The organism is Nonomuraea antimicrobica (assembly GCF_039536965.1).
Lineage (GTDB): Bacteria > Actinomycetota > Actinomycetes > Streptosporangiales > Streptosporangiaceae > Nonomuraea > Nonomuraea antimicrobica.
In genome coordinates, this window is sequence record NZ_BAAAZP010000240.1 from 1 (window position 1) to 21,598 (window position 21,598).

Annotated in this window: 20 protein-coding genes and 1 tRNA gene; 10 read left to right on the forward strand and 11 right to left on the reverse strand. The window is 67.6% G+C overall.

Annotated features, from left to right (window positions below; genetic code table 11):
• Window positions 1-37 precede the first annotated feature (37 nt).
• From ABD844_RS51535 to ABD844_RS51565, 7 genes are all read right to left on the reverse strand, one after another.
• Window positions 38-124, reverse strand: a tRNA-Ser gene (locus ABD844_RS51535).
• Between the two features lie 186 nt (window positions 125-310).
• Window positions 311-1,156: an NUDIX domain-containing protein gene (locus ABD844_RS51540; protein WP_344897174.1), complete on the reverse strand. Its 846-nt coding sequence runs from the start codon at window positions 1,154-1,156 to the stop codon at window positions 311-313.
• A 12-nt stretch (window positions 1,157-1,168) separates the two neighbouring features.
• Window positions 1,169-1,915 carry a M15 family metallopeptidase gene (locus ABD844_RS51545; RefSeq protein ID WP_344897177.1) on the reverse strand — a complete coding sequence of 249 codons (747 nt, stop codon included), beginning with the start codon at window positions 1,913-1,915 and terminating at the stop codon, window positions 1,169-1,171.
• Window positions 1,916-1,944: 29 nt separating this feature from the next.
• Window positions 1,945-2,385, reverse strand: coding sequence for a universal stress protein (locus ABD844_RS51550; RefSeq protein WP_344897180.1), 441 nt, complete (start codon window positions 2,383-2,385; stop codon window positions 1,945-1,947).
• A 48-nt stretch (window positions 2,386-2,433) separates the two neighbouring features.
• A complete protein-coding gene (locus ABD844_RS51555) occupies window positions 2,434-2,670 on the reverse strand; it encodes a hypothetical protein (protein WP_344897184.1) in 237 nt (78 codons plus the stop codon).
• A complete protein-coding gene (locus tag ABD844_RS51560; protein WP_344897187.1) occupies window positions 2,667-3,092 on the reverse strand; it encodes a hypothetical protein in 426 nt (141 codons plus the stop codon). The genes ABD844_RS51555 and ABD844_RS51560 overlap by 4 nt, the downstream gene beginning before the upstream one ends.
• A complete protein-coding gene (locus ABD844_RS51565; protein ID WP_344897190.1) occupies window positions 3,089-4,897 on the reverse strand; it encodes an MDR family MFS transporter in 1,809 nt (602 codons plus the stop codon). Before ABD844_RS51565 ends, ABD844_RS51560 begins: the two co-directional genes overlap by 4 nt.
• 112 nt (window positions 4,898-5,009) lie before the next feature.
• Here ABD844_RS51565 and ABD844_RS51570 point away from each other — a divergent pair, with 112 nt between their 5' ends.
• From ABD844_RS51570 to ABD844_RS51580, 3 genes are all read left to right on the forward strand, one after another.
• The gene (locus tag ABD844_RS51570; protein WP_344897193.1) at window positions 5,010-5,603 is read left to right on the forward strand and encodes a TetR/AcrR family transcriptional regulator; all 594 of its coding nucleotides are present in this window, start codon (window positions 5,010-5,012) and stop codon (window positions 5,601-5,603) included.
• A gap of 102 nt (window positions 5,604-5,705) precedes the next feature.
• Window positions 5,706-7,037, forward strand: coding sequence for a glycoside hydrolase family 6 protein (locus tag ABD844_RS51575; RefSeq protein WP_344897196.1), 1,332 nt, complete (start codon window positions 5,706-5,708; stop codon window positions 7,035-7,037).
• A gap of 125 nt (window positions 7,038-7,162) precedes the next feature.
• Window positions 7,163-8,143 carry an LLM class flavin-dependent oxidoreductase gene (locus ABD844_RS51580; protein ID WP_344897199.1) on the forward strand — a complete coding sequence of 327 codons (981 nt, stop codon included), beginning with the start codon at window positions 7,163-7,165 and terminating at the stop codon, window positions 8,141-8,143.
• Window positions 8,144-8,204: 61 nt separating this feature from the next.
• Here the strand turns inward: ABD844_RS51580 and ABD844_RS51585 are convergent, their stop codons facing one another.
• Window positions 8,205-8,642 (reverse strand): hypothetical protein, encoded by a 438-nt coding sequence (locus ABD844_RS51585; RefSeq protein ID WP_344897202.1) that lies wholly within the window; start codon window positions 8,640-8,642, stop codon window positions 8,205-8,207.
• Between the two features lie 10 nt (window positions 8,643-8,652).
• Window positions 8,653-9,723 (reverse strand): DUF6745 domain-containing protein, encoded by a 1,071-nt coding sequence (locus tag ABD844_RS51590; protein ID WP_344897205.1) that lies wholly within the window; start codon window positions 9,721-9,723, stop codon window positions 8,653-8,655.
• Between the two features lie 207 nt (window positions 9,724-9,930).
• Here ABD844_RS51590 and ABD844_RS51595 point away from each other — a divergent pair, with 207 nt between their 5' ends.
• Window positions 9,931-11,187: a vanadium-dependent haloperoxidase gene (locus tag ABD844_RS51595; RefSeq protein ID WP_344897208.1), complete on the forward strand. Its 1,257-nt coding sequence runs from the start codon at window positions 9,931-9,933 to the stop codon at window positions 11,185-11,187.
• A 45-nt stretch (window positions 11,188-11,232) separates the two neighbouring features.
• Here the strand turns inward: ABD844_RS51595 and ABD844_RS51600 are convergent, their stop codons facing one another.
• Window positions 11,233-11,901, reverse strand: a complete 669-nt coding sequence (locus ABD844_RS51600) for a macro domain-containing protein (protein ID WP_344897211.1) — start codon at window positions 11,899-11,901, stop codon at window positions 11,233-11,235.
• A gap of 137 nt (window positions 11,902-12,038) precedes the next feature.
• Between ABD844_RS51600 and ABD844_RS51605 the strand changes: the two genes are divergently transcribed.
• Together ABD844_RS51605 and ABD844_RS51610 are read left to right on the forward strand one after the other, a co-directional pair.
• A complete protein-coding gene (locus ABD844_RS51605; protein ID WP_344897214.1) occupies window positions 12,039-13,682 on the forward strand; it encodes an ADP-ribosyltransferase domain-containing protein in 1,644 nt (547 codons plus the stop codon).
• A gap of 1,557 nt (window positions 13,683-15,239) precedes the next feature.
• The gene (locus tag ABD844_RS51610; RefSeq protein ID WP_344897217.1) at window positions 15,240-16,265 is read left to right on the forward strand and encodes a serine hydrolase domain-containing protein; all 1,026 of its coding nucleotides are present in this window, start codon (window positions 15,240-15,242) and stop codon (window positions 16,263-16,265) included.
• Between the two features lie 754 nt (window positions 16,266-17,019).
• On the opposite strand, the gene ABD844_RS51615 is transcribed toward ABD844_RS51610, so the two are convergent.
• A complete protein-coding gene (locus tag ABD844_RS51615) occupies window positions 17,020-17,688 on the reverse strand; it encodes a hypothetical protein (RefSeq protein ID WP_344897220.1) in 669 nt (222 codons plus the stop codon).
• Window positions 17,689-18,409: 721 nt separating this feature from the next.
• On the opposite strand from ABD844_RS51615, the gene ABD844_RS51620 reads away from it, so the two are divergent.
• The 4 genes from ABD844_RS51620 to ABD844_RS51635 are packed head-to-tail and all read left to right on the forward strand — an operon-like array spanning window position 18,410 to window position 20,872.
• Window positions 18,410-19,357: a hypothetical protein gene (locus ABD844_RS51620; RefSeq protein WP_344897224.1), complete on the forward strand. Its 948-nt coding sequence runs from the start codon at window positions 18,410-18,412 to the stop codon at window positions 19,355-19,357.
• Between the two features lie 27 nt (window positions 19,358-19,384).
• Window positions 19,385-19,810, forward strand: a complete 426-nt coding sequence (locus tag ABD844_RS51625) for an RDD family protein (protein ID WP_344897227.1) — start codon at window positions 19,385-19,387, stop codon at window positions 19,808-19,810.
• On the forward strand, window positions 19,807-20,631 hold the full coding sequence (locus tag ABD844_RS51630) for a hypothetical protein (protein ID WP_344897230.1): 825 nt from the start codon (window positions 19,807-19,809) through the stop codon (window positions 20,629-20,631). The genes ABD844_RS51625 and ABD844_RS51630 overlap by 4 nt, the downstream gene beginning before the upstream one ends.
• Complete coding sequence (locus tag ABD844_RS51635) at window positions 20,624-20,872, forward strand: hypothetical protein (RefSeq protein ID WP_344897233.1); 249 nt, start codon at window positions 20,624-20,626, stop codon at window positions 20,870-20,872. Before ABD844_RS51630 ends, ABD844_RS51635 begins: the two co-directional genes overlap by 8 nt.
• Window positions 20,873-21,598 lie beyond the last annotated feature (726 nt).

Sequence of the window (21,598 nt, forward strand, 5' to 3'; positions counted from 1 at the left end):
TCCGGCCTTACGGCTCTTCAGAAGCCCTGAAGCGTAGCGGAGGGTGTGGGATTCGAACCCACGAGGCCATCGCTGACCTGGCCGCTTTCAAGGCGGCTGCACTCGTCCACTATGCGAACCCTCCTGTGCGGAAACCACGATAGCGGCTGTGGTGACAGGGGTGTAAGTTCAGGCGGTGGCGGATCTCGACGTCGAGGCGCGGCACGGAGATCGTGACACGGTCGTGCGCCTCCACGGTGACCGCGACGAGCTCACGGCTGACGGGCCTCCAAGCCCACCACCGAACTCTGACGGCGACCAGAAGGTGGCCTCAGCCGCCGAGCTGTGACAGCAGCCACTTCGGGCCCACGGTCTCGGCGCCCAGCGCGTGCACCCGTTCCCGAAGCCCTCGGTCCGCCGTGACGACCAGCACCCGTTCCCACGGCTTGGCCCGGCGTACGACGTCGACGATCGCGTCGTCGCCGCTCCCCGTCGCCGCCACCACCTGGATCCCCGGTACGGCGGGCGCGCTCTTGGCCGCCCCCTCCACGACCGCGACCACCCGCGGATACCATTGGGCCAGCACCGGATGCGTCAGCCGCAGCCCCGACACCTCCCGCAGCAGCCGGGTCGCCGCACCCAGCCGGTCGTTCCACCAGCCGCGCTCGGCCCGCGCGCCGACGATGTTGGCGACGTCGAGCACGACGGTCTCGGGCCTGATCGCGACCTGGATCTCGCTCCACGTGGCGGCGAAGCCGGGATGCAGCCTGCGCGCGGTCACCTCGGGCAGGGGCAGCCAGCGCAGTTCGCTGCTCTCGGCGTTGGCCGGCGTGGCGGCCAGCAGCTCGGACGACTCGGCGATCACGGTCTCGAACGCCCACCCGCCGTGGTCGTCGAGGTAGACCCCCTGCACCCGGAGCCCTTCCGCGCCGAGCGCCGCCTCCTCGTGGGCCTCGCGCAGCGCGCTGGTGACGGCGTCCTCGTGGCTGTCGCGTGCTCCGCCGGGCAACCCCCAGGTGCCGCCGTGGTGGCTCCACCAGGAGCGCTTCTGCATCAGCACGTACGGGACGCCGCCCTCGTCATGGTGCACGAGGAGGAGCCCGGAGGCGCCGTGGACGCCCCAGTGCCGGTGGCCTTGGGAACACGCGGCCCAGCCGTCGCCGTCCTTCGCCGTCATGAGGGGATTGTCTCAGCCTCCGCCCTTGGAGAAATGCTGGTAGTCCTTGGTGCCCGACCAGTAGCCGCCCCATTCCCAGCCGACCTGCGCGAAGGCCCTGACGACCCTGTCGCCGGGATTAATCACACCTTTCCCGTCAGTTGGGCGCTTAGTGAACTTCTTGGCATTCTGGTGTGCTGTGCCACCGTTTGCAGTGACATATGGGTTCTCACGGGGATTGATGTCTATTGCTTCCCCATAGGCGTGATTGGACCAATTGCTTGACCCGGTTGCCGGGCGGCAGTTGAAGGCCGAGGTGTTGTCGACGTCGATCGAGTCGTAGTCATCGCCCTTGTACGCGTCCACCAGCTTCATCTGCTTGATGGGCCAGCGCCAGTCGTACAGCTTCTTGAAGACCGTCTCGATGTCGTCGGTGACCGTCTTGCGCACGACCAGCTCACCGGTGTGCGGCTTGTCGTCGAACCCCCAGTACGTCAGCGTGACCAGCCGAAGATCCTGGTACGGCACCGGGCAGCCAGGACGCCACGAGTACGGGAGTTGATCGCGGGAGACCCGCGAGACCTTCGAGCTGAACTCGGGCGGCGCGGTCGGGCTCGGCGACGCCGTGCTCGGCTCGGCCGTGGCCTGCGCGGATGCGGACGATTCCGGGGTCTCATGGCTTCGGGGCGAGGCGTTGCCGGGCGCGGGCGAGGCCACCGGCTTCCCCGCGCACGAAACGGACGCGAGCACCACGAACGCCATGGCGGCAGCACGTTTCATCTAGCCACCATATGCGACGTCTGGCCAGGTCAGGGCACTATCAGCACGGTCCGGCGGGCCCGTTTCGCCAGTTTCGCCGCCACCGATGCCCGCCACGTGGACCGCGAGCGGCCTACCACGATGGCGTCGGCCATGTACGAGCTGGCCAGCGTCTCCAGCTCGCGGGCCGCGTCCCCGCGCAGGCTCACGAACTGCCAGGGGATCCCTGAGCCGCGCAGTTCGTCCCTGAGGTCCTCGGCCAGGTCGTTCGCCGAGTCGGGGATGATCGGCGACCCGGCGAAGAACCACAGCGTGGCGGTGTTGAGCGACTCCACGAAGGCGATGAGCAGGGCGGCGTCGTCCCGTCGGGCGAGCCCGGTCGCGTACGCGAGCGCGTTGCGACTCGGGTCCGACCCGTCGAAGCCCACCACGAGGAGGCCGACGCCGTCCTTGCCGATTTCGAACTGCCCGGCGGGGAGTCGGCCTGCCACCGGCTCCCACTGCGGGTCTGCGCCACTGCCGAACACGGCATGCTCGCGTCAGGCGTCGGCGTGCTTGCCGCGTTGGGCCAGTTCGCGCAGGGCGTCGGCCGCGTAGACGACGAGGGAGACGAACGAGAGCGCGGCGATCGTGCCGCCGAGCCACAGGTCGTTGATCGTCGCGTCCACGTACGCCGCGCCCCGCGGCTGGTAGCCGACCGCGAACGGCGCCGCGACCAGCCACAGGCCGCCGAGGAACAACAGGACCAGGGCCGAGACGCCCACTTTGGCCTTCATCGGTTCTCCTCCACTCCTACCAGGGAAGCCATGCCGTTCTGCCGGTGTTCGCCACCGGGACGTGAGCGGCTGGTCAGGTCCTCGCGCAGGGCCTCGACGAGCGGCGCCAGCAGGCTGGCCAGCTCGGCGGAGGACGCCTGCGGCGCGGCCGGCACGGGCTCGGGCTCCGGCTCGGTCTGACGCGGCTTGGGCACCACCAGGCCCCGCTCCACCAGGTCGTCCCGGATGGCCAGCACGAACGCGATCACGCCCACGAGCGCCACGACCGTCACGCCCAGACCGGTGAAGAACTCGGAGAGGGTGGTGTTCGTCCAGTCGGCGTCCTCCGGCTGGGTGCCGAGGGCGAAGGGCGCGATCATCAGCCACAGCCCGGCCAGAACGCCCAGGGCCGCGGCGACGGCGCTCACGAACTTGCGAATCATTGCGAGATTCCTCCTGTTACGAGGTCTTTCTGTGGTGGCGTCGCCTGCGCGATGAGGGCGCGCGAGGTGGGCCGCAGCACGTCGTGCACGACCGAGCGGGCACGTTCGCGCTCGGTGCGTTCGTCCGGTGGTGCCATCCTGGCGACGGCGCTGAGCAGGGCGGAGCGTTCGCCGTTCACCCGCTCGATGCGCTGCGAGACGAGTTCCAGCAGCAGTCCGGCCAGGACGAGGTCGTCCTTGCTGAGCGGCTGGGCCGCCGGGGCCGCCGGGGTGGTCGCACCGCGCAGCGGCAGTTCCTTGAGGAAGAGCGTGGCCACGAAGCCCAGCAGCGCGATGGGCACGCCCACCAGGAACACGGTCTCCAGACCGCGCGTGAACGCCTCCAGCACGATGTTCTTGATCGGCTCGGGCAGTTGCTGGATGGCGGCGGGGCTGCCGAGCTTGACGTCCGAGCCGCCGGGCACGCTGATGTTCGCGGCCTGGAGCATCTGGGCCATCTCGTCCTTGAGCCGGTTCGTCAGGATCGCGCCGAACGCGGCCACGCCGACGGCGCCGCCCAGCGACCGGAAGAACGAGACGCCCGACGTGGTCGAGGCCATGTCACGCGGCTCGGAGCCGTTCTGGGCGGCCAGGATGAGCATCTGCATGGACAGGCCCAGCCCGATGCCCAGCACCGCCACGTCGAACCCGATGAGCCACTCGCTGGAGTCCACGTGCAGCTTGGAGAGCAGGAACAGCCCGGCGGCCACGATGAGCAGGCCCGCCACCGGGAAGACCTTCCACCTGCCGGTCTGGGTGACGATCTTCCCGGAGATCACCCCGGCCAGGAACAGCGCCACCACCATGGGCAGCGTCATCAGCCCCGAGTTGGTCGGGCTGAGCCCCTTGACGATCTGCAGGTACTGCGGCAGGTAGATCATCGCGCCGAACATCGCCATGCCGACGAACAGCGAGGCGAGGCTGGTGAGCACGAACGTACGGTTGCGGAACAGCCGCGGCGGCAGGATCGGGTTACGCGCGGTCCGCTCCGACAGCACCGCCAGCGCCAGCATGAGCAGGGCCAGCGCGGCCAGCAGGTAGGTCCAGACCGAGTTCCACTCGAACTCGGTGCCGCCCAAGGTCAGCAGCAGCATGAGCGCGCTCGCGCTGGCGGTGATCGTCGTGGCGCCCCAGATGTCGATCGAGGTGCTGCGCTTGACCTTCGGCAGCTTCAGCACCTTCTGGATCACGACGAACGAGACCAGGGCGAACGGCACGACCACGTAGAAGCACCACCGCCAGCCCAGCCAGTCGGCGTCCACGATGAACCCGCCGAGCAGCGGCCCCGCGACGGTGGAGATCCCGAAGACCGCTCCCATGTAGCCGGAGTAGCGGCCGCGCTCGCGCGGGGAGACGATGTCCCCCAGGATCACCTGCGCGAGAGCCGACAAACCGCCCACACCAAGGCCCTGTATGGCCCGCGCCGCGATGAGCTGCCCCATGTTCTGGGACAGACCGGCCACCACCGAGGCCGCGACGAACAGTCCCAGGGCGGTCTGGAAGAGCAGCTTGCGCCCGAACAGGTCGGACAGCTTGCCCCACAACGGCGTGGACACCGTCATCGTCAGCATGGTCGCGCTCGCGACCCATGAGTACTGGTCCTGACCGCCTAGCTCCCCCACGATCGTCGGCAGCGCGGTGCCCACCACAGAGGTCGAGATCATCGACGTGAGCATCGCGAGCATGAGCCCGGACATGACCTCGAGGATTTCGCGGTGGGAGTAGTGCCGCTTCGCGGGGGATGCGGCCGGCGCCTGGGCTACCAAGACGACACCCCATCCCCTTGTTGCAGATTGACCCGGATTTTGACGCAAATTGAGTATACGCATGTTTACTAGCCGCGCGGCAAGTGGGGTGTTCGTTGAGTAGAGTGCGGGCATGAGTCCCCAGGTGACTGAGGCCAGGCCGCGAGACCGTGAGGCCACCCGGGAGCGGATCCTGCGCGCGGCACGCACCCTGTTCGGAGAGCAGGGATACGAGCGGGTGACGGTCCGCATGATCGCGGCGGCGGCGGAGGCGAACATCGCGCTGGTCGGCCGCTACTTCGGGTCGAAGGCGGGGCTGTTCGGCGCGGTCCTTCAGGGCGAGCCGACCATCAGCGCCCTGTTCGAGGGCGGGACGGAGGGGCTGCCCAGGCGGCTGGCCGAATACGCGGCCGAGCGCATGCAGCACCCGCCCGACAGCCCGATCCTGCGCACGCTCGAACGTTCCGCGGGCCACCCGGAGGTGCAGGCGGTGGCCAGGGAGCGGCTGATCGCGGCGGTGCTCAACCCGCTGGAGGCCAGGCTCGCCGGTCCCGACGCGCACGCGCGGGCGCGCATGGCCGTGGCCGTCTTCCTCGGCATCGGCGCCATGCGCCGCCGGGTCGGCCCCGAGGCTCCCACGGCCGCCGACGTCGATCGGCTGACCGTCGTGTTCGAGGCGTGCCTGGCTGAAAGTTTCACCCCCGCGAGCCTGTCCGACCTGCGGTGACACCGTAGGGATCGGGTCGGGGTCTTGGTCTGGTCCGGGCCGCCCGCCTACGATCCTGAGTGCTGGTGGGAGCGCTCCCACACGACGGACGGAGTGAATTCCATGTCTCGCAGCAGGCCCGTGTCGGCGGTGCTCCTCACGACGGCCGCCCTGGCCGTGGCGGGGGCGGCCGTCGTCACCTCCGCCACCGCCCAGGCCGCGGACTCCGCTTTCTACGTGGATCCGCAGACCAACGCCGCCAAATGGGTGGCCGCCAACCCCAACGACAGCCGCACCTCCGTGATCAGGGACCGGATCGCCGCCGTGCCACAGGGGCGCTGGTTCGCCACCTACAACCCCGCGACCGTGCGCGGCCAGGTGGACGCGTACGTCGGCGCCGCCGCCGCGGCCGGCAAGATCCCGATCATGGCCGTATACGCCATGCCGAACCGCGACTGCGGCGGCCCCAGCGCCGGCGGCGCCCCCGACCACACCGCCTACCGCGCCTGGATCGACGAGATCGCGGCCGGGCTCGGCGGCCGGCCCGCCACCGTCGTCCTAGAGCCGGACGCGCTGGCGATCATGACGAACTGCATGAACGCCTCCGAGCAGGCCCAGGTGAAGGCGTCCATGGCCTACGCCGGCAAACGGCTCAAGGGGACGTCGTCGCAGGTCAAGGTGTACTTCGACATCGGGCACGACGGCTGGCTGAGCGCGTCGGAGTCGGCCTCCCGGCTGACCGGCGCGGACGTGGCCAACAGCGCCGACGGCATCGCGGTCAACACCTCCAACTACCGTTCGACGCCGGGGCTGGTGTCGTACGCGAAGAGCGTCATCGCGGCGACCGGGGTGTCCAGGCTGAAGGCGGTCATCGACACCAGCCGCAACGGCAACGGCCCGGCCGGCAGCGAGTGGTGCGACCCGGCCGGCCGCGCCACCGGCATCTGGAGCACCACGAACACGGGCGACTCCGCGATCGACGCCTACCTCTGGGTCAAGCCGCCGGGCGAGGCCGACGGGTGCATCGCGGGGGCGGGACAGTTCGTGCCGCAGCGGGCGTACGACCTGGCCGTGGCCGCGCCACCGCCCACCGGAACACCCACTGTCACACCCACCGTGACGCCGACCGTGACGCCGACGACGGGGCCGAGGGGCTGCACGGCCGCGTACAAGGTGACGAGCCAGTGGAACAACGGCTTCCAGGCCGAGGTCACCGTGACGAACACCGGCACGTCCGCGACGAGCGGGTGGAAGGTCGGCTGGACGCTCCCGAGCGGGCAGACGATCTCCCAGCTCTGGAACGGCACCCTGTCCGGCACCACCGGCGCCGTCACCGTCACCAACCTCACCTGGAACGGCGCCCTGGCCGCGGGCGCGAGCACCACGTTCGGCTTCCTGGCCGGCCAGACCGGTCAGAACGGCACCCCGCCCGCCCTCACCTGCACCGTCTCCTGAGCCCTCGCGGCGCACGCCTCCCGAGCCCTCGCGCCACACTCGCGGGGGCCCGGCCATGAAATAACGCGAGATTCGCGGGCGTTGTCCACAGCCAGGTCGACCCGCTCTGCGAAAGGCGCGTACTCATGGCTCTGCCGCTGTCCATCCTTGATCTGGCGCACATCGGCGAGGGCGAGACGGCGGCCGACAGCTTCACCGCCAGCGTCGCCCTCGCCCAGCGGGCCGAAGAGCTGGGATACCGGCGCGTCTGGTACGCCGAGCACCACAACATGGACAGCATCGCCTCCTCCGCCACCAGCGTCCTCATCGCTCACGTGGCCGCCCACACCCGGACGATCCGCCTCGGAGCGGGCGGCGTCATGCTGCCCAACCACTCCCCGCTGACCATCGCCGAGCAGTTCGGCACGCTGGAGACGCTCCACCCCGGCCGCATCGACCTCGGGCTCGGCCGGGCCCCCGGCAGCGACCAGCAGACGATGCGGGCCCTGCGCCGTACGCCCTCCTCGGCGGACTCGTTCCCGCAGGACGTGCTGGAGCTGCAGGGCTACCTGTCGGGCGAGACCCGCATCCCTGGCGTGCACGCCACGCCGGGCAAGGGCACGAACGTGCCGCTGTACATCCTCGGGTCCTCCCTGTTCGGGGCGCAGCTCGCCGCCATGCTCGGACTCCCGTACGCGTTCGCCTCGCACTTCGCGCCCACCGCGCTGGAGGAGGCCGTCGCGCTCTACCGGCGGGACTTCCAGCCGTCGGCCCAGCTCGACCGGCCGTACGTGATCGCCGCGCTCAACGTGATCGCGGCCGAGACCACGGAGGAGGCCGAGGAACAGTTCCTGGACTCGAAGCGGCTCAGGGTGAGCCGGTTCCTCGGGCGGGGGCGGTCGTTCACGACCGAGGAGGCCGACATGATCCTCGAGTCGCCGGCCGGGCAGCAGATCGTGCAGATGGCCAAATACTCGGCCGTCGGGGACCGGGGTGAGGTGAAGGCGTACGTCGACCGGTTCGCCGAGCACGCGGGGGCCGACGAGCTGATCGTGGCGTTCTCGGCGGTGGACAGGAAGGCGTGGATGCGCTCGGCCGAACTGCTGGCCGAGGTGTACCTGGGTTGACCCGAGAGGGCTGACCCGAGGGGCCGCCGCCGTCGGGGTAGTACGGCGGCGGCCCGGGTTCTCAGTCGGCGACGAGCCGGGCCCTGAGCCCGTCGCGCTCGCGCTGCCGCCGGACCACGTACGTGCCCGGCGCGCATCCCGAGCCCCCGTGCTCGGGGTGCAGCAGGTAGACGGGGGCCGACGCGGCGAACACGCCGATGGCCAGCCCGTGCGCGTCCCGTACGCGCGTGCTCCAGCGGCAGCTCCCCGGCTCGGCGACGAGCGTGTGCGGGTGGCCGCCGGCCGCGCCGCGCAGCAGTTCGACGCCCTCGGGAGGCACGTCCTGCCAGCGCGGCTCGTCCCAGAGGCGCACGTCCTCGGCGACGACGGGGAGCGGGATGACGATCAGGTCGCCCTGGGCCTGGAGGCCGTCGACGACGGGGATGCGTACCGACCGGTCGAGGTGGTCGAGCACGGACAGTCCAGTTCGCAGGGAAAGGGAATCGAGCGTCATGGTCATGGTGATCACCTCAGGTTCTGCGGAGGAGTAGGGAGTACTGCTCGCCGGACAGCCCGTACGTCCAACCGGCGGCGGCGAGCGGATCGTCGAGGTGGCCGGGCACGGTCAGCCCGTACCGGCGGCGGTGGCCGTCGCGCTCGACGGACCCGTTCACCGCGAGGAGCACCCGCGGGCCCTCGGGCAGGTCGTAGAGGCGCAGCTCGCAGCCGGGGTTGCCGGGGTCGGGCGCGGCGCCGACCAGCCACAGACCGGCCTGCTCGATGTACGCCTCCCAGCCCAGGCGCTCGATCGCGCACCGCCTGACCTCGACGTTGACCTCGTCCGCGATGCGCTGGACGGTGGGCTGGTCGATCGCCCATGACGGCACCGTGGTCCCGTGCCAGGCGTACTCGGCCCACCCGTCCGCGTACCGCACGGCGGGGGCGGTCGAGTGGTGCAGCCGTACCTCGCCGTTGTTCTCGGCCACCTCCGTGTGCAGGGCCACGGGCCGCTCGGAGACGACGCACACGTGCTCTCCCGGCCACCACCAGTGGCAGGACGCGGCCACGGCGGTCCACAGGTCGAACTGCCGTCGTTGCTCGTCGTCGAGCACCACGCCGGCGACGTCACGCAGGGCGGCGCGGTAGGCGGTCTGGGAGACGTTCAGGACGTCGTACCACTTGGGCGACCTGGACCGGCGGAAGCCCCAACTGTGGGCCCGCCGGACCGGCGGGAGAAGACAACGGCTGACGGAGCCCTGGAGCGAGAACAGCACCTCCCGGCGGATGAGCCGGTCGATCGGTAGCTGCGCAGGCCGTACCTTGGCGTCGATGCTGCCGTAGAGGCGGTTCTGGCAGGTGGCGAACCGGGCGGGCAGCGGCCAGTCGTCCACCCGCCCGACGCTCTCGGAGGCCCGCATTCCCGGGGGAACGGTCTCCAGTGCCGCCAACGGCGACGCGACCCAGTGAAAACGCGGTGGTGACAGCCCGATCAGGCGGTAGAGATCGGAGATTGCGGCCTCTGCGGCCGGATGGTCGGCGGGCAGCGTCGAGAGCGCTCGGCCCAGCCAGTGTGCTCGGATCGCGGCAGCTTCCCGCTGCACGTGATCGCTCACCGTACGAGGGCGGTGGCGCCCTCCCTTCGCATGATCATGCGGAAATGGTGACAGACGGGGCGGCGCGTGTCCACCCCGCCGTCATTCCGTGACGGGGGCGAGCGGGCGGGTTAGTTTGCTCGCATGCCTCCATTACCTCTTTCGGCATTGCCTGTCCCGGCGGGAGCGGCGGGACCCCGGCGTAAGATCGCGCGGTTGTCCATCTGCCTGTCCCTCGTGATCGCCGGGTCGTGGCCCGGGATCGGCTCGTCGATCGCGTACGCGTCGGATTCCCGCACGTCCTCCGCCAACCCCGTCATCGTCTGGGACAGGAACGCCGAGACCGCCATCTGGGACGTCGCCCGCCAGCAACCACAGGTGCAGGCCCGCAGCTTCGCCATGGTGCACGGAGCCGTCTACGACGCGGTGAACGCGATCGCCGGAGCCCCCTACCAGCCGTACCTCGTCGCACCGGCCGCCGACGGGAGCGAGTCGACGGACGCGGCCGTCGCCACCGCCGCCTACCGCGTGCTGAGGTCGCTCTTCCCCGACCAGGAGCCGAGGCTGACGGCGCAGTACGACCAGGCGCTGACCGCGATCCCCGACGGGCGGAGCAAGCAGCGCGGCATCGCCGTGGGCTCCCGGACGGCCGACGCGATGATCACCGCCAGGGAGAACGACGGTGCCTTCGGCGACCAGACCTGGCCCGTCGGCACCCGGCCAGGTCAGTGGCGTCCGACGCCGCCCACGTACGCCTCGGACGGGGCCTGGGTGGCGAGCCTCAAGCCGTTCCTGATCCCCAGCGCGTCCATGTTCCGCACCTCCGGCCCGCCGGCGCTCACCAGCAAGCGCTACGCCCGCGACTTCAACGAGGTCAAGACGGTCGGCGCGGCGAACAGCACGGTCAGGACCGCCGACCAGACCCAGGCCGCGATCTGGTGGCACGACCGGCACCTGGCCGAGTGGGAGATCAAGCGCCAGCTCGTGACCACCCAGCGCCTGAACACGCTGCGAACCGCGCGGATGTTCGTGATGGTGGGCATGGCCGAGGCCGACGCCACCATCGCCTGCTACAACGAGAAGGCCGCGTGGAGCTTCTGGCGCCCGGTCAGCGCGATCCAGCTCGCCGACACCGACGGCAACCCGGAGACGGCGGCCGACCCCGGCTGGACGCCGCTGCTAGTCACCCCGCCGCACCCCGACTACACCTCCGGGCACACCTGCTTCACCGGGGCCAGCATGTCGGCGTTGCAGCACTTCTTCGGGCGCGACGACCTCCCCTTCAGCGGCTACAGCGCCGACTCGGGCACCACCCGGCACTTCCGCAGCTTCTCCGAGGCGATCGACGAGGTCGTGAACGCCCGCGTGTGGGGCGGCATCCACACGCGCACGGCCGACGTGGCAGGCGCCAAGATCGGCCGGCAGGTGACCGACTACATGGTCACCCACCACTTCAAGAGAAAGGGTCACTGACTCCGGAGCGCCTGGCCGGGGCCGTGACGCAGGAACGATCGCGGGTCAACCGCGGGGCCGACGGGCGGGCGGTGTGATGCGCACCCGCTCGTCCTGGGGCCGGGTGTCGATGTCGTCGAGCTGCTCGCGGATCGTCGTGCGCAGCTCGTCGTAGTCGTCGAAGCGGTGGTCGTGGAACAGGGTGTAGCCCGTCCACATCAGGTTGGCGCAGACCCGGGCCGGCACCCGGCCGGTCGCCGCGCCCATGCCGACCAGCGCCACCGACTCGATGGCGCCGGGCTCCAGCTCGTTGTGCACGTGAATGGCCTGGAACGCGGCGGCGCAGGCCAGCGCCACGTTGAGCGTCTGGCTGACGTTTTCCGCCGACTCGACCATGGTCGGCGTCGAGATCAGGTATTTCGGGTTGGTCGCCCCGGACCGTACGCACACCGCGCTGCCCACCGGCAGCGACCCGTCGAACCGGTCGCGGATCGCCCGCTGGACGCGTAGCTGGATCCCCGCGCCGAGGTGCCGCTTGACGGCCGCGTCGACCCCGCCGTTCATGAGCCCGCGCGAGTTGGTGGGGCTGACCCAGGCGTCCACCTGCTGGCCGAGGATCGACCCCTTGTGGATCTCCACCTCGGGGGTGTCGGCGAACGCGGCCAGCCACTCGTGCACGACCTTGTCGTTGGTGTCGACCAGGACCACCTTGAGCGGCGATTTCTTGACGGTCATGACGTACTCCGGAGTCGGGGGTGGGCGTTTCCAGCGGACCCGAACCTATCGCTCCGTACCGACAAACTGATCTCGGGCGAACTCGCGTCCGAGATCAACACGCGGCACAATGCCGTCATTTCATCCCTTGATCCCTCATGCCGACACCGGCACGCGACGCCAATCCGGAGCCCACGATGAGCGACGTCAACACCACCCCCGCCGCGCCCGACCCGAACGACCCGCTGGCCCTGGCCGAGCTCTTCAACGGCGGTGGCGAGCCATGGCTGCCGTTGCTGAAACCGGTGATCGAAGCACAGCCGGACGCGGCCACGTTCATCGGCCCCGGACGCGGCCCGCAGGTCGTCCCCGTCCGCGAGCTGACCTTCCAGGCGCTCAAGCCCAACCCGCCGCACAAGTGGAAGGTGGTCGTCTTCGGACAGAACCCCTACCCGCGGGCCGAGAGCGCCACCGGCATCGCCATGTTCGACAACACCTTCCACGACTGGGCCGACAGCAAGTTCGGCAAGGTGATCTCCATCCGCTGCATCATCAAGGCGGCGGCGATGTGGAAGCACGGCATCCCCAAGAAGACGCCGATCGCCACGATCCGCGCGCTGCTGAAGGAACACGACACCGTGCAGCCGCCGGAGTGGTTCCAGGCGATGCTCACCCAGGGCGTACTGCTCCTGAACGCGGCACTCACCGCCAGCGCCGACGGGGCGATGCCCACCGAGCAGCACACCGCGTTCTGGCGGCCGGTCGTCGAACGGCTCGTCGAGGAGATCCTCAGAGCCAAGCAGGACGCCGAGGACGAGCAGGACAAGGGCGTCGTCTTCGCGTGGTGGGGCGCGCACGCGCGCAGCCTGAAGGAGGTCGTGCTCCGGATCCAGCGCAAGTACCCCGACGTGGACGTCCGGCACATCGACCACGCCAACCCCGCCGCACAGGGCGACCTCTTCTGCGACGGCACCCACTTCGCCGACGTGAACGAGGCACTCAGGACGCTCGGCGCCGACGAGATCGACTGGCTGCCCGCCAAAGGATGGAACGAGGCCACCGCCGAGACCGGCACGGCCGACCGCATGGGGGCGTTCATCACCTCGACCATGGAGCTGCACAAGCTCTACCTCGAACGGCTCGCCAGCGTCAAGGACGAAGGGCTCGAACTGCCGGCCATCACCGGTGTGTTCGACACCCCGCTCATGGACTTCCGCGAGGCCGTCTCCCCGGTCGCCGGGCTGCTGTCGGGGCTCGACTGGCACCTGGAGCAGTCGTACCGGTTCGGTGAGAAGCAGGTGGGCGGCTCCGACGGGCTGTCCACCGACGAGATCGCGGCCCTCTACCTCTACACCTGCGAATCGGCCTTCTACCGGCAGATCAACGCGACCCTGCGCAACCCGGACCGTACGCGGATCGTCCCGTACCTGCCGTACCTGCGGCTGTTGTTCTCGGCCGTGTCCCGCCTGCCCGCGCGTACGGCGCCGCTGTGGCGCGGGGTGTCGCTGGACCTACGCACCCAGTACCCGCTCGGCCGGACGGTGACCTGGTGGGGCGTGTCCTCGTGCACGTCGAAGCTCGGGGTGGCCCAGGCGTTCCTCGGCCGCCGCGGCAAGCGCACCCTCTTCGAGGTGCACCCGGTACGCGCGGTCGGCATCCGGAGCTTCTCGGCGTTCACGGGGGAGGAGGAGTACATCCTGGCGCCGGGCACGCAACTGAAGGTGACCGACGTACGGGCGGAGCGCGGCGGCCTGTGCACGGTCACCCTGACCGAACTCCCCGAACAAAAGCTCGTGGCCTGAGCCACCAACCGCCGAGGAACGGCTCCACCCGGCCCACCAACGGCCCGAACGGTCGGACGAACGCCGACCCGAAGTGCCCGAGGGCGAGGGCGGAGCCGTCACCAAGACGGAACGCGAGCACCTGCCCCCACCAGACGACCGGCACCCGATCCGGCTGGGCACGGGGAAGACCGGCAGATGGTCAGGGGGCAGCTTGCCGAATTCGGGGCGCAACGCAGAGACGGAGACCGGGCACCAGAGGACACCACAACACCGTCCTGACCGAGATGTTCGCTGGTCAGGAGGTGTATGTCACCACGGTGACCTACGTCATGGACGAGGGCTTCACTGACCCGACTTCCTGCTGCGCGCGGTCGCCGACGACTTGTGCAACGGCGGCATCATGGCCGACGCTGACGAACGCGATCGACTCAAGGCCGCACACATCGGTTGGCTTCCACGAAACCGACACGGGCTCTGATGACCGCTTGATTGCACGGGCAGGGCAAGGGCCATGTCGATCTGTCGATCAGCCCGAAGTTCGTGTGAGCGACTGCGTCGGCGTTCGCGGCCACCCTGAAAGTACTCAACGAGCCCCTCACACCTCAACAGCCGCACTGGCTACGCCCATGAGACGGCTGTCCGGAGTCACCGCGGCCCGTTGCCCGGAGCCGCACTCAGGCAGCCAACTTAGGCAGTGGGACGCGTCCAGGGTGCGGTGTTGTAGCGAGGCAGTGGCGCTGCGTATGACCGTCCGCCTATGAGGCGGAGCAATCGTCCTGTTCAGCTGATGGAGACCGTGGTCAGGCGCGTGTGGACGGTGGCGCGTCGGCGTGCAGGGACGTTGCTGTCAGCACTGACTGCTGTCGCCTCTCATGGTCACCCCTTTACGGCAAGGCCCGATGAAGGCCGCGGCAGCGATCCCCAGCCCGCGACTACGAGAACCGAGGCGGGCAACCGTCACCGCCTCACCGCTCAGAGATCTTCTCGGAGAACACCGCCAGCCTAGCCCTGCACTCCAGGGCCGGGTTCCGCACGATCGGCACTCGCGAACGTATCGGCCGTCACCACGACATATGGCGTGGTGCTGATCGAAACGCCGCAGTGCCGTCATCGCCTGAACGGAGGTGGCCCGGTCAGGGTCGTAGCCATGGTCGGCGCGAAGCGGCTGGGGCTAGATTCAGGAAATAGCTTACATTTTGCTGAGATGGCCAGTGACCGTCGAGTAGAACTAACAAAGGGATACGCAGAAGAAAAAAGGCGTCGATCGCCGTTTTGCCGCTCTAACGAATGGAAAGCAAACCCCCGGAAGAGTAGTCCGACGGGCGTTGGCTAAAGATACTCGCCCGATTCAGAGAAATGTCCGAATTTCGGGACTGTGGTACGTTCTCGGGGGAGAGTATGCCCAAGTTTCCTAATATTGTCCGGTTTCTTGCGGTCAGTGCCGCGCTGACTGGTGGGGTCATGCCTGCGGGCACTCCTGCCATCGCCGCATCCGCCGTCACGAACCACGCAACTCAGAATTCGAAGCCGCTGGTCACCGTGCCGGCGCCGCGGGGCGATCGGACCGCCGCAACGATGGGCGCGTACCTGCGGGACCTGGCCCGGAGGAAGCAGTTCACCGGCTCGGCGCTGGTAGTACGGCGCGGGGAGGTGCTGGTACGTGCCGCTGCCGGCCAGGCCGACGCGGAAAAGCGCATCCCCAACCGGCCGGACACGGTCTTCCGCATCGCCTCGGTCACCAAGCAGTTCACCTCGATGCTCATGCTGAAGCTGCGCGACCGCGGACTGCTCGGCCTGGACGACCCGATCTGCCCGTATCTCACCCCAGCATTCATCGAGACCTGCCCGCAGGCGTGGCGGCCCGTCACGATCCGCCAGATCCTCACGCACACCTCCGGCATCGTCAATATCCAAGAGTTGCCGGACTTCTATGCCAAGCTCTCACAACCGACCACGACCCGGGCGCTCATCCGACGGTTCGTGCACAAGCCGCTCGACTTCAAGCCCGGGACCAGTTGGAAGTACAGCAACGGCGGCTACGTCCTGGCTGGGGCGATCATCCAGGCGGTGACCCACAAGCCGTACGGCACCGTACTGCACAACGAGATCACCAGCCCGCTGCACCTCCGGCACACAGGCTACAGCAGGGGAAATCCACCCGCCGGGTACGCGAAGGGCTACTTCACGGTCGGAGACCCGGCCCCGCCCATCAACGGCTCCCAGGCGTTCTCCGCGACCGGCATCTACGCCACCGTCGACGACATCGCCCGCTGGGACCGGTCGTTCGGCGCATACCGGGTCGCGCCGCCCGCCACCGTCAAGCAGGCGTTCACGCCACAGGCGCCGTGCCCCGCCAACGGCTGCCTCAACCTGCCGTCGAGCGCGTACGCCTTCGGCTGGGCCGTCGACCGGCTCAACGGGCACCGACTCCGATACCACCACGGACTTCTCCAGGGCTACGCGGCGATCAACATGTACCTGCCCGATGACGACATCGCAGTAGTCGTGCTCAGCAACGTGCAGGACACCGATACTTACGGCATCGGCCGCCACCTCGCCACGATGGCCCTCGAGTCTTCGAACGCCGGGGCGGCCTTGTGATGATGGGATGCCTGTAACGGGGAAGCCCGGCGATGGCGTGGGCGTGCTGATCGAACGCGATGCCGTTATCGCCTGACGAGAAACCTTTGAAACGAGCCGAGGCGCCGCCCTCAGAGTGGCGCCTCAGTGGTTCGACTCTGTGCCCGGCTGATGGCTGCCGGCTTCGGTCGGTAGTTCAGCGCCGCGGTCCCAGCACTCCGGGACCGTCATCGTCACGTTCGTCTGACCAGGCGGCCAGGAGGTTGTTAGCACCACGGTCATGTATGTCATGGACGAAGGCTTCACCGATCCGGCTGCCTTCGACGGACATGCCCTCAACCCCGGCTCTCGCCCTTGGACGCGAGTCCGTGAAGACGACGACTCCGACCCGGTCTGCACGATGCACGTCGGCGGTGGATGCCTTCGCTGAGGCGATCGGCGAGTAGTGGGAGTCACCCCGTTAGCAAAGGTGTTAGCAAGATCCCGAGATTGTCCTGACAAACACTAAGGCCCGCTCTCAGGTTCCCCCTGATAGCGGGCCTTTCTCATGTGCGCGGCCGACAGGAGTCGAACCCGTAACCTTCTGATCCGTAAGAAAGGCAGGCGCCGCGTCGGCGAGCTGCTCACCTGCTGAAGCGATGGATATGGGTCGATGAGATGAGATCGTGTGAGGCGGTGTGGCTGTACGCGCTGCTGTACAGCACTCTGCCAACGCGCCTCAGCGCTGCTGCCACCCGGTTCGCGCTGGAGAAGAGTCGGGCTGTCCTTCCAGCTCTCAGCCGGCAACGGAGGGATACCGGGCTGCCGCAAGGTCGTCGGCGAGGTCCTGTACGGAAAGTTCGGCGTTCAGCGCGGTGACCACCGCCTGCGTCAGCGGACGGAGGGCGTAGACGTGCCGCACCGCCTCGAGGTCCACGGGTATCTCGTAGTAGTCCTCCGCGAACCGCCGGAACGTCTCCGGCAACGGATCGACGAGCCGTGCGAATAGGTGCGCCGCTCCATCGGGGTCGCCCATGCCGTCCGGGTAGTCAATCTCACCCGCCTGCCACCAGGCATCATCAGTCGCGCGCCATAGGCAGGCGGTCACGACCGGCATGCCGTGCTCGTCGCAGAACGCGGGCTCCTCCACACAGTGGCGGAAGACTTCCGGGACGGAGTCGAGTACCCCCGGCCAGGGCCCGTCGTTGCAGTACGGGCTCATCATCGCCTCGTGGTCGAAGCCCCGGATGTACGCACCCGCCGCGGAGAAGACGATGGAGTATTCGTCGCCCGAGCCGGTTCGCATCGAGGCCATCTCCTCCCCAGAGCCCCAGTCCGAGTCGAAGGAGTGGTAGCGGCTGCACCATTCCGGGCTCAGGATGGCCTCCAGCACCGCCATGGACCGGCACAGATCACGGACCTTCGGGATCCCGGGAAGCAGACGCGCCACATCGTGAGCAGTCATGAGCCTCATTCAATCGGATGCCACTGACATCTCGCTGCATGCCTCCATGCCGCCAGTCGTCCCCGCCAGCACACTGCACCTGCCGACCTGGATGGAGCCCGCGCATGACTGCCTAATTGCACACGGGAGGCCGTTCTCCAACTGGAGATAAGCGAGAAGTACAGACCTTCGCAGCGCAGTAGCGCGCCCTTGCCTGCCTCGTCGAGCCGGTCGTACTCCACCAGGATCCGGGCCCTGTAAGCGGCGGGTGCCGGCCCGCTCGCGCACCTGGGGGTCAGGGATCGGTGGATCCTGTTCGCTTGCTCCCACGAAGGGATGTCTCCTTCCCCACCCTCAGCGCAGAGGTATATGCACGTTTGCTACCTATGTCTATTTGACGAGGAGGGATCGCCTCGTCTGTCCGGGCGGCTTCCTGCTGGCGCTGGCGGTTGGCAACAAGCGACTGCGTCTTCTAAACGTGCTCATTGGCGCTACGCGGTCAGCACGATCACCTGGTGCCCATGCTCGTGATCAGGCAAATGTCGACCGGTATGCCAAATCGGCACAGGTGCCGCGCGCTACCTCGCACGTCTCATGAATGCCGAACCGCATAAGTGTCCAGGTAGGCGGACTGAGAGCCGCATCATCGATGTCATCTTCGATCGCGTCAATCTGCCGCCAGATGTATCCCGGATACATGAATTGATGGATAGGTCTGGCTCGCGGCTCTACGCTTAATACGGTGAGCCTTGTCGGGATGAAGCCGGATCAAGCTCGGAACCTGGCGGCGGCCGCCGAGGTCGTAGGCGGATCGCTAGTGGTCCAAGGCGCGGTCATCCGGCGACTTCTGGAGCGCTGGAACGGCGATGCCAGCCGCCTCGCCTCCTTTCCCGCGCGCGCCTCATGGACAGAAGACCAAGCCAAAGACATTAGACGCCGCGCGGGACTTCTCGAAAAGGACCCCGAGGGTGTCCTGCTGTTCGCTGGCATGACCGGCGTCCTCGATCTCTGGGAGAAGCACAAGGAGAACGTCAAGAATGCGACCAAGCCACTCAAGGTAGTCTCGATCTTAAGTGGCGTGGAGGCCGCCGTCCAACTGCAGAAACGATGGGCGCAAGGCCGGAACGTCGCTGGGGCACGCGCCGTCTATGACATCCGCCGTTACATGGGCGCTCTCCCCGGCAATCGGAAGCTCTCCGAACTGATCGCCGAAGTGCTCAAGGCACAAAAGATCCAAGACCTCTACAAGCAGCCCTGGAAGTGGCAGCAGACGATCTCCGCGGCCATGCAACGGTTACGAGTCCCTGGCGCGCATCTGCTGGTGAAGAACTCTCCTGGTACCGGAGTGTTCGCCCGTGTCACGCTGCCGCTGGCCGCCGTCACCGGGGTCAAGGAAGCCGTTCTGCCTACGCACGAGGGTGCTCAAGGCTGGGTGGATCGCGGCATGGGCGTCGTGCAGGCAACCGGTGCCGTCGCCGTTCTGGGCGGTGCGGGGATGGCCGCCTCACTCGGCGCATCGGCCGCCGTGGCCGCGGCCGTGCCCGTGGCCGGATGGGTCGCTCTCGGCGTGGCCGGCGCCTACTTCCTGGGAAGTTGGGTTTGGGATACCTGGGGTGATGACATCAAGGCGGGAGCGGGAAAGGCATGGGAAGGCACGAAGGGCTTCGTCGAGAAGCTCAAGTTCTGGTGAGTCACCTGGTCTGAGTGCGGAGGCAACATGGCGCCCACCGAGATCCCTCCTCTGGCGAGCAGCAATCGACGTATTCTTCCTATCTGGACAGACGGCTTGCTAGCTCTTGGGGCCGGGGCCGTCGGCGGCGAAGTGCTGGGCCGGACGGTCAACTATTGGGCGGCAGCCGTCGGCACGCTGCTGTTGGTATCGTTCTGCAACCACGTGATTTTGACGGCCTCGGCCGGGGGAAGCATCGGCAAGATCATCAGCGGACTCCGCCTCATCCGCATATCCGACCTTGGCAAGCCCAGCATCGGACAGGCGATCCGTCGTTGGCTCTGGGGCTTCTTCTACATCTTGATCTCCCCCGTACTGATCCTGTCCGGCAGCGACGTCGACCATCTGGATGTAGCAGACCTACGGATCGTCCGGAACGCCGACCTTCGCGGATCGGGAGCTGACCCGCTGTGAAACCACAGCTCGACATGGACCTCGCCGAATTCCGCGCCCAGATAGGTGAGGCGTTAACTCAGGGCGAGACACAGACGCTGGCCCGATTATCCGACGAAGAGTTGGCCGTCCTCGACCCAGAAGAGATGTTCATCCCCAAGCCCCATCTCTCGGCCATGGAATCTCAGCAACGTGAATGGGCGCTGGCTACAGCCCTCCGCTCGCTCGTCTCCCGCGGAACCGTGGAGATCCTCAATGTCGAGGATTTGGACGCCGTTCTACGAGGAGCGCCAGACGTCCAGATCGACATGCGCATCCAGATAGAGATCGATCTGGCCCTCACCCTTCGCCGTACCGCTGATCGTGCACTTGCCGTCAAACAGCAGAGCGCCGCCGGCACCGCTTATGGCTATGTGCACGTCCACGCAGCCAACCTGTTGCTGGTGGAGCGCATCACGGCAGGAGGCATGCACCTGTTCACGCTGGCCAGCAAGGTGCAGGACGCGGCGGAACTCGTTCAGCCACTACTGGACCCCTACGGCGTGGCAGACCGGGACGGCGAAAGCAGTTCCCTGGAACCCTCGGTGCTCGACCGGGAACACGTCGGCTCACTCGCAGGCGTGATCGACAAAGCCCGCGTCGTCGGCGAGCTGGTCCTCCTGAAGGATCCACCCGGACCCATGATGATGACCTACGCCACAGACCGGGCAGTCTGGACAGTCGTCGTGGACAGCCCCCACGCACCGAGCGGGATAACGGCCAGGCCGGTGAGTCCCGCCACGCTGACACACCACATCGCCGCCATGCTGACCGCCGCGAACCCGGAGACACCTCATGCCTGACCGACTGAGCGAGTGCCAAGCAGACATGCGCCTCATCGCCCAGGCCACCGACGACATCGAACGAACCCTCAAAGCAGTGGACGCCACCTGCGACCGCACCATCTGGGCAGGTCCTGCCGGCGACCGCTTCCGTGAAGAGTGGGCCATACACCGCAAGGCCATCCAAGCAACCCTCGACGACCTCATGGCCCAGACCCAGACCATCGCCGCGAGGGTCAGGCGGGAACAACAACAGCAGTAGGCCGCCCCCCTATCACGTCCGTCTCCCGAAAGAGCGCGCTCCCGGCAAACCTCCTGGCCCGTAGCCCAGCTCGACATCGTCCGCAAGGGCAATCTTGTACGGTCGCGCACTAGGCTAACCCGATGGATAACCCAAGCCGCTCTGTGAGCTTGATCTATGCATACTTCGATGGGGATGATATTGGTCCACAACTCGAACTACATCTTCTTGATAATAAGTTGAGGACGCGCGGGCATACAGTCGGGCAGTACGGCTCGTGTTGAACGGCCGAGCGCGAAGCGCCGCCTAAGGACCCACGCAACGGCGCCATTGGGGCGCGACATAACTTCACATCCCCCATCTTCACCCCGCCATACATCAAGCCGTCTTGCTGTCAACCCTTTCCGCAAGATCTTCTACGCATCATGTATCGGAATCTCGCAGTCATTCGCAATGCACGGCACCAACTATGGCCAGATATCCGCTAACCTCTCATCATGATGTTCACTCACGCATAGGGGAGGTGCTTACAGGATTCCAGCAGGTGCCATTGTGGTTCACCTTGAAGAACAAAAATTCTCCTCCATACCAAACGTTCATACACACTGAGGTGATCTCAGAGAAATAATTCGGGGCGATTGAGGATTTATGGGACACGGGCGGTGACGTTTCGGGCTTTCCGGGAGGAGTCGCCGAAGGCCAGAGACAAGCGTGGAGCCTCCGGTAGATGAGTTCTCACCACAAGAA

Bases quoted from the DNA above. Each gene is read 5' to 3' on its own strand.
- ABD844_RS51575 (WP_344897196.1), top strand. From the start codon at position 5,706: ATGTCTCGCAGCAGGCCCGTGTCGGCGGTGCTCCTCACGACGGCCGCC.
- ABD844_RS51635 (WP_344897233.1), top strand. From the start codon at position 20,624: ATGCCTGACCGACTGAGCGAGTGCCAAGCAGACATGCGCCTCATCGCC.
- ABD844_RS51615 (WP_344897220.1), bottom strand. From the start codon at position 17,688: ATGACTGCTCACGATGTGGCGCGTCTGCTTCCCGGGATCCCGAAGGTC.
- ABD844_RS51585 (WP_344897202.1), bottom strand. From the start codon at position 8,642: ATGACCATGACGCTCGATTCCCTTTCCCTGCGAACTGGACTGTCCGTG.
- ABD844_RS51610 (WP_344897217.1), top strand. From the start codon at position 15,240: ATGGGCGCGTACCTGCGGGACCTGGCCCGGAGGAAGCAGTTCACCGGC.
- ABD844_RS51560 (WP_344897187.1), bottom strand. From the start codon at position 3,092: ATGATTCGCAAGTTCGTGAGCGCCGTCGCCGCGGCCCTGGGCGTTCTG.
- ABD844_RS51570 (WP_344897193.1), top strand. From the start codon at position 5,010: ATGAGTCCCCAGGTGACTGAGGCCAGGCCGCGAGACCGTGAGGCCACC.
- ABD844_RS51540 (WP_344897174.1), bottom strand. From the start codon at position 1,156: ATGACGGCGAAGGACGGCGACGGCTGGGCCGCGTGTTCCCAAGGCCAC.
- ABD844_RS51600 (WP_344897211.1), bottom strand. From the start codon at position 11,901: ATGACCGTCAAGAAATCGCCGCTCAAGGTGGTCCTGGTCGACACCAAC.
- ABD844_RS51580 (WP_344897199.1), top strand. From the start codon at position 7,163: ATGGCTCTGCCGCTGTCCATCCTTGATCTGGCGCACATCGGCGAGGGC.
- ABD844_RS51605 (WP_344897214.1), top strand. From the start codon at position 12,039: ATGCCGACACCGGCACGCGACGCCAATCCGGAGCCCACGATGAGCGAC.
- ABD844_RS51545 (WP_344897177.1), bottom strand. From the start codon at position 1,915: ATGAAACGTGCTGCCGCCATGGCGTTCGTGGTGCTCGCGTCCGTTTCG.
- ABD844_RS51555 (WP_344897184.1), bottom strand. From the start codon at position 2,670: ATGAAGGCCAAAGTGGGCGTCTCGGCCCTGGTCCTGTTGTTCCTCGGC.
- ABD844_RS51625 (WP_344897227.1), top strand. From the start codon at position 19,385: ATGGCGCCCACCGAGATCCCTCCTCTGGCGAGCAGCAATCGACGTATT.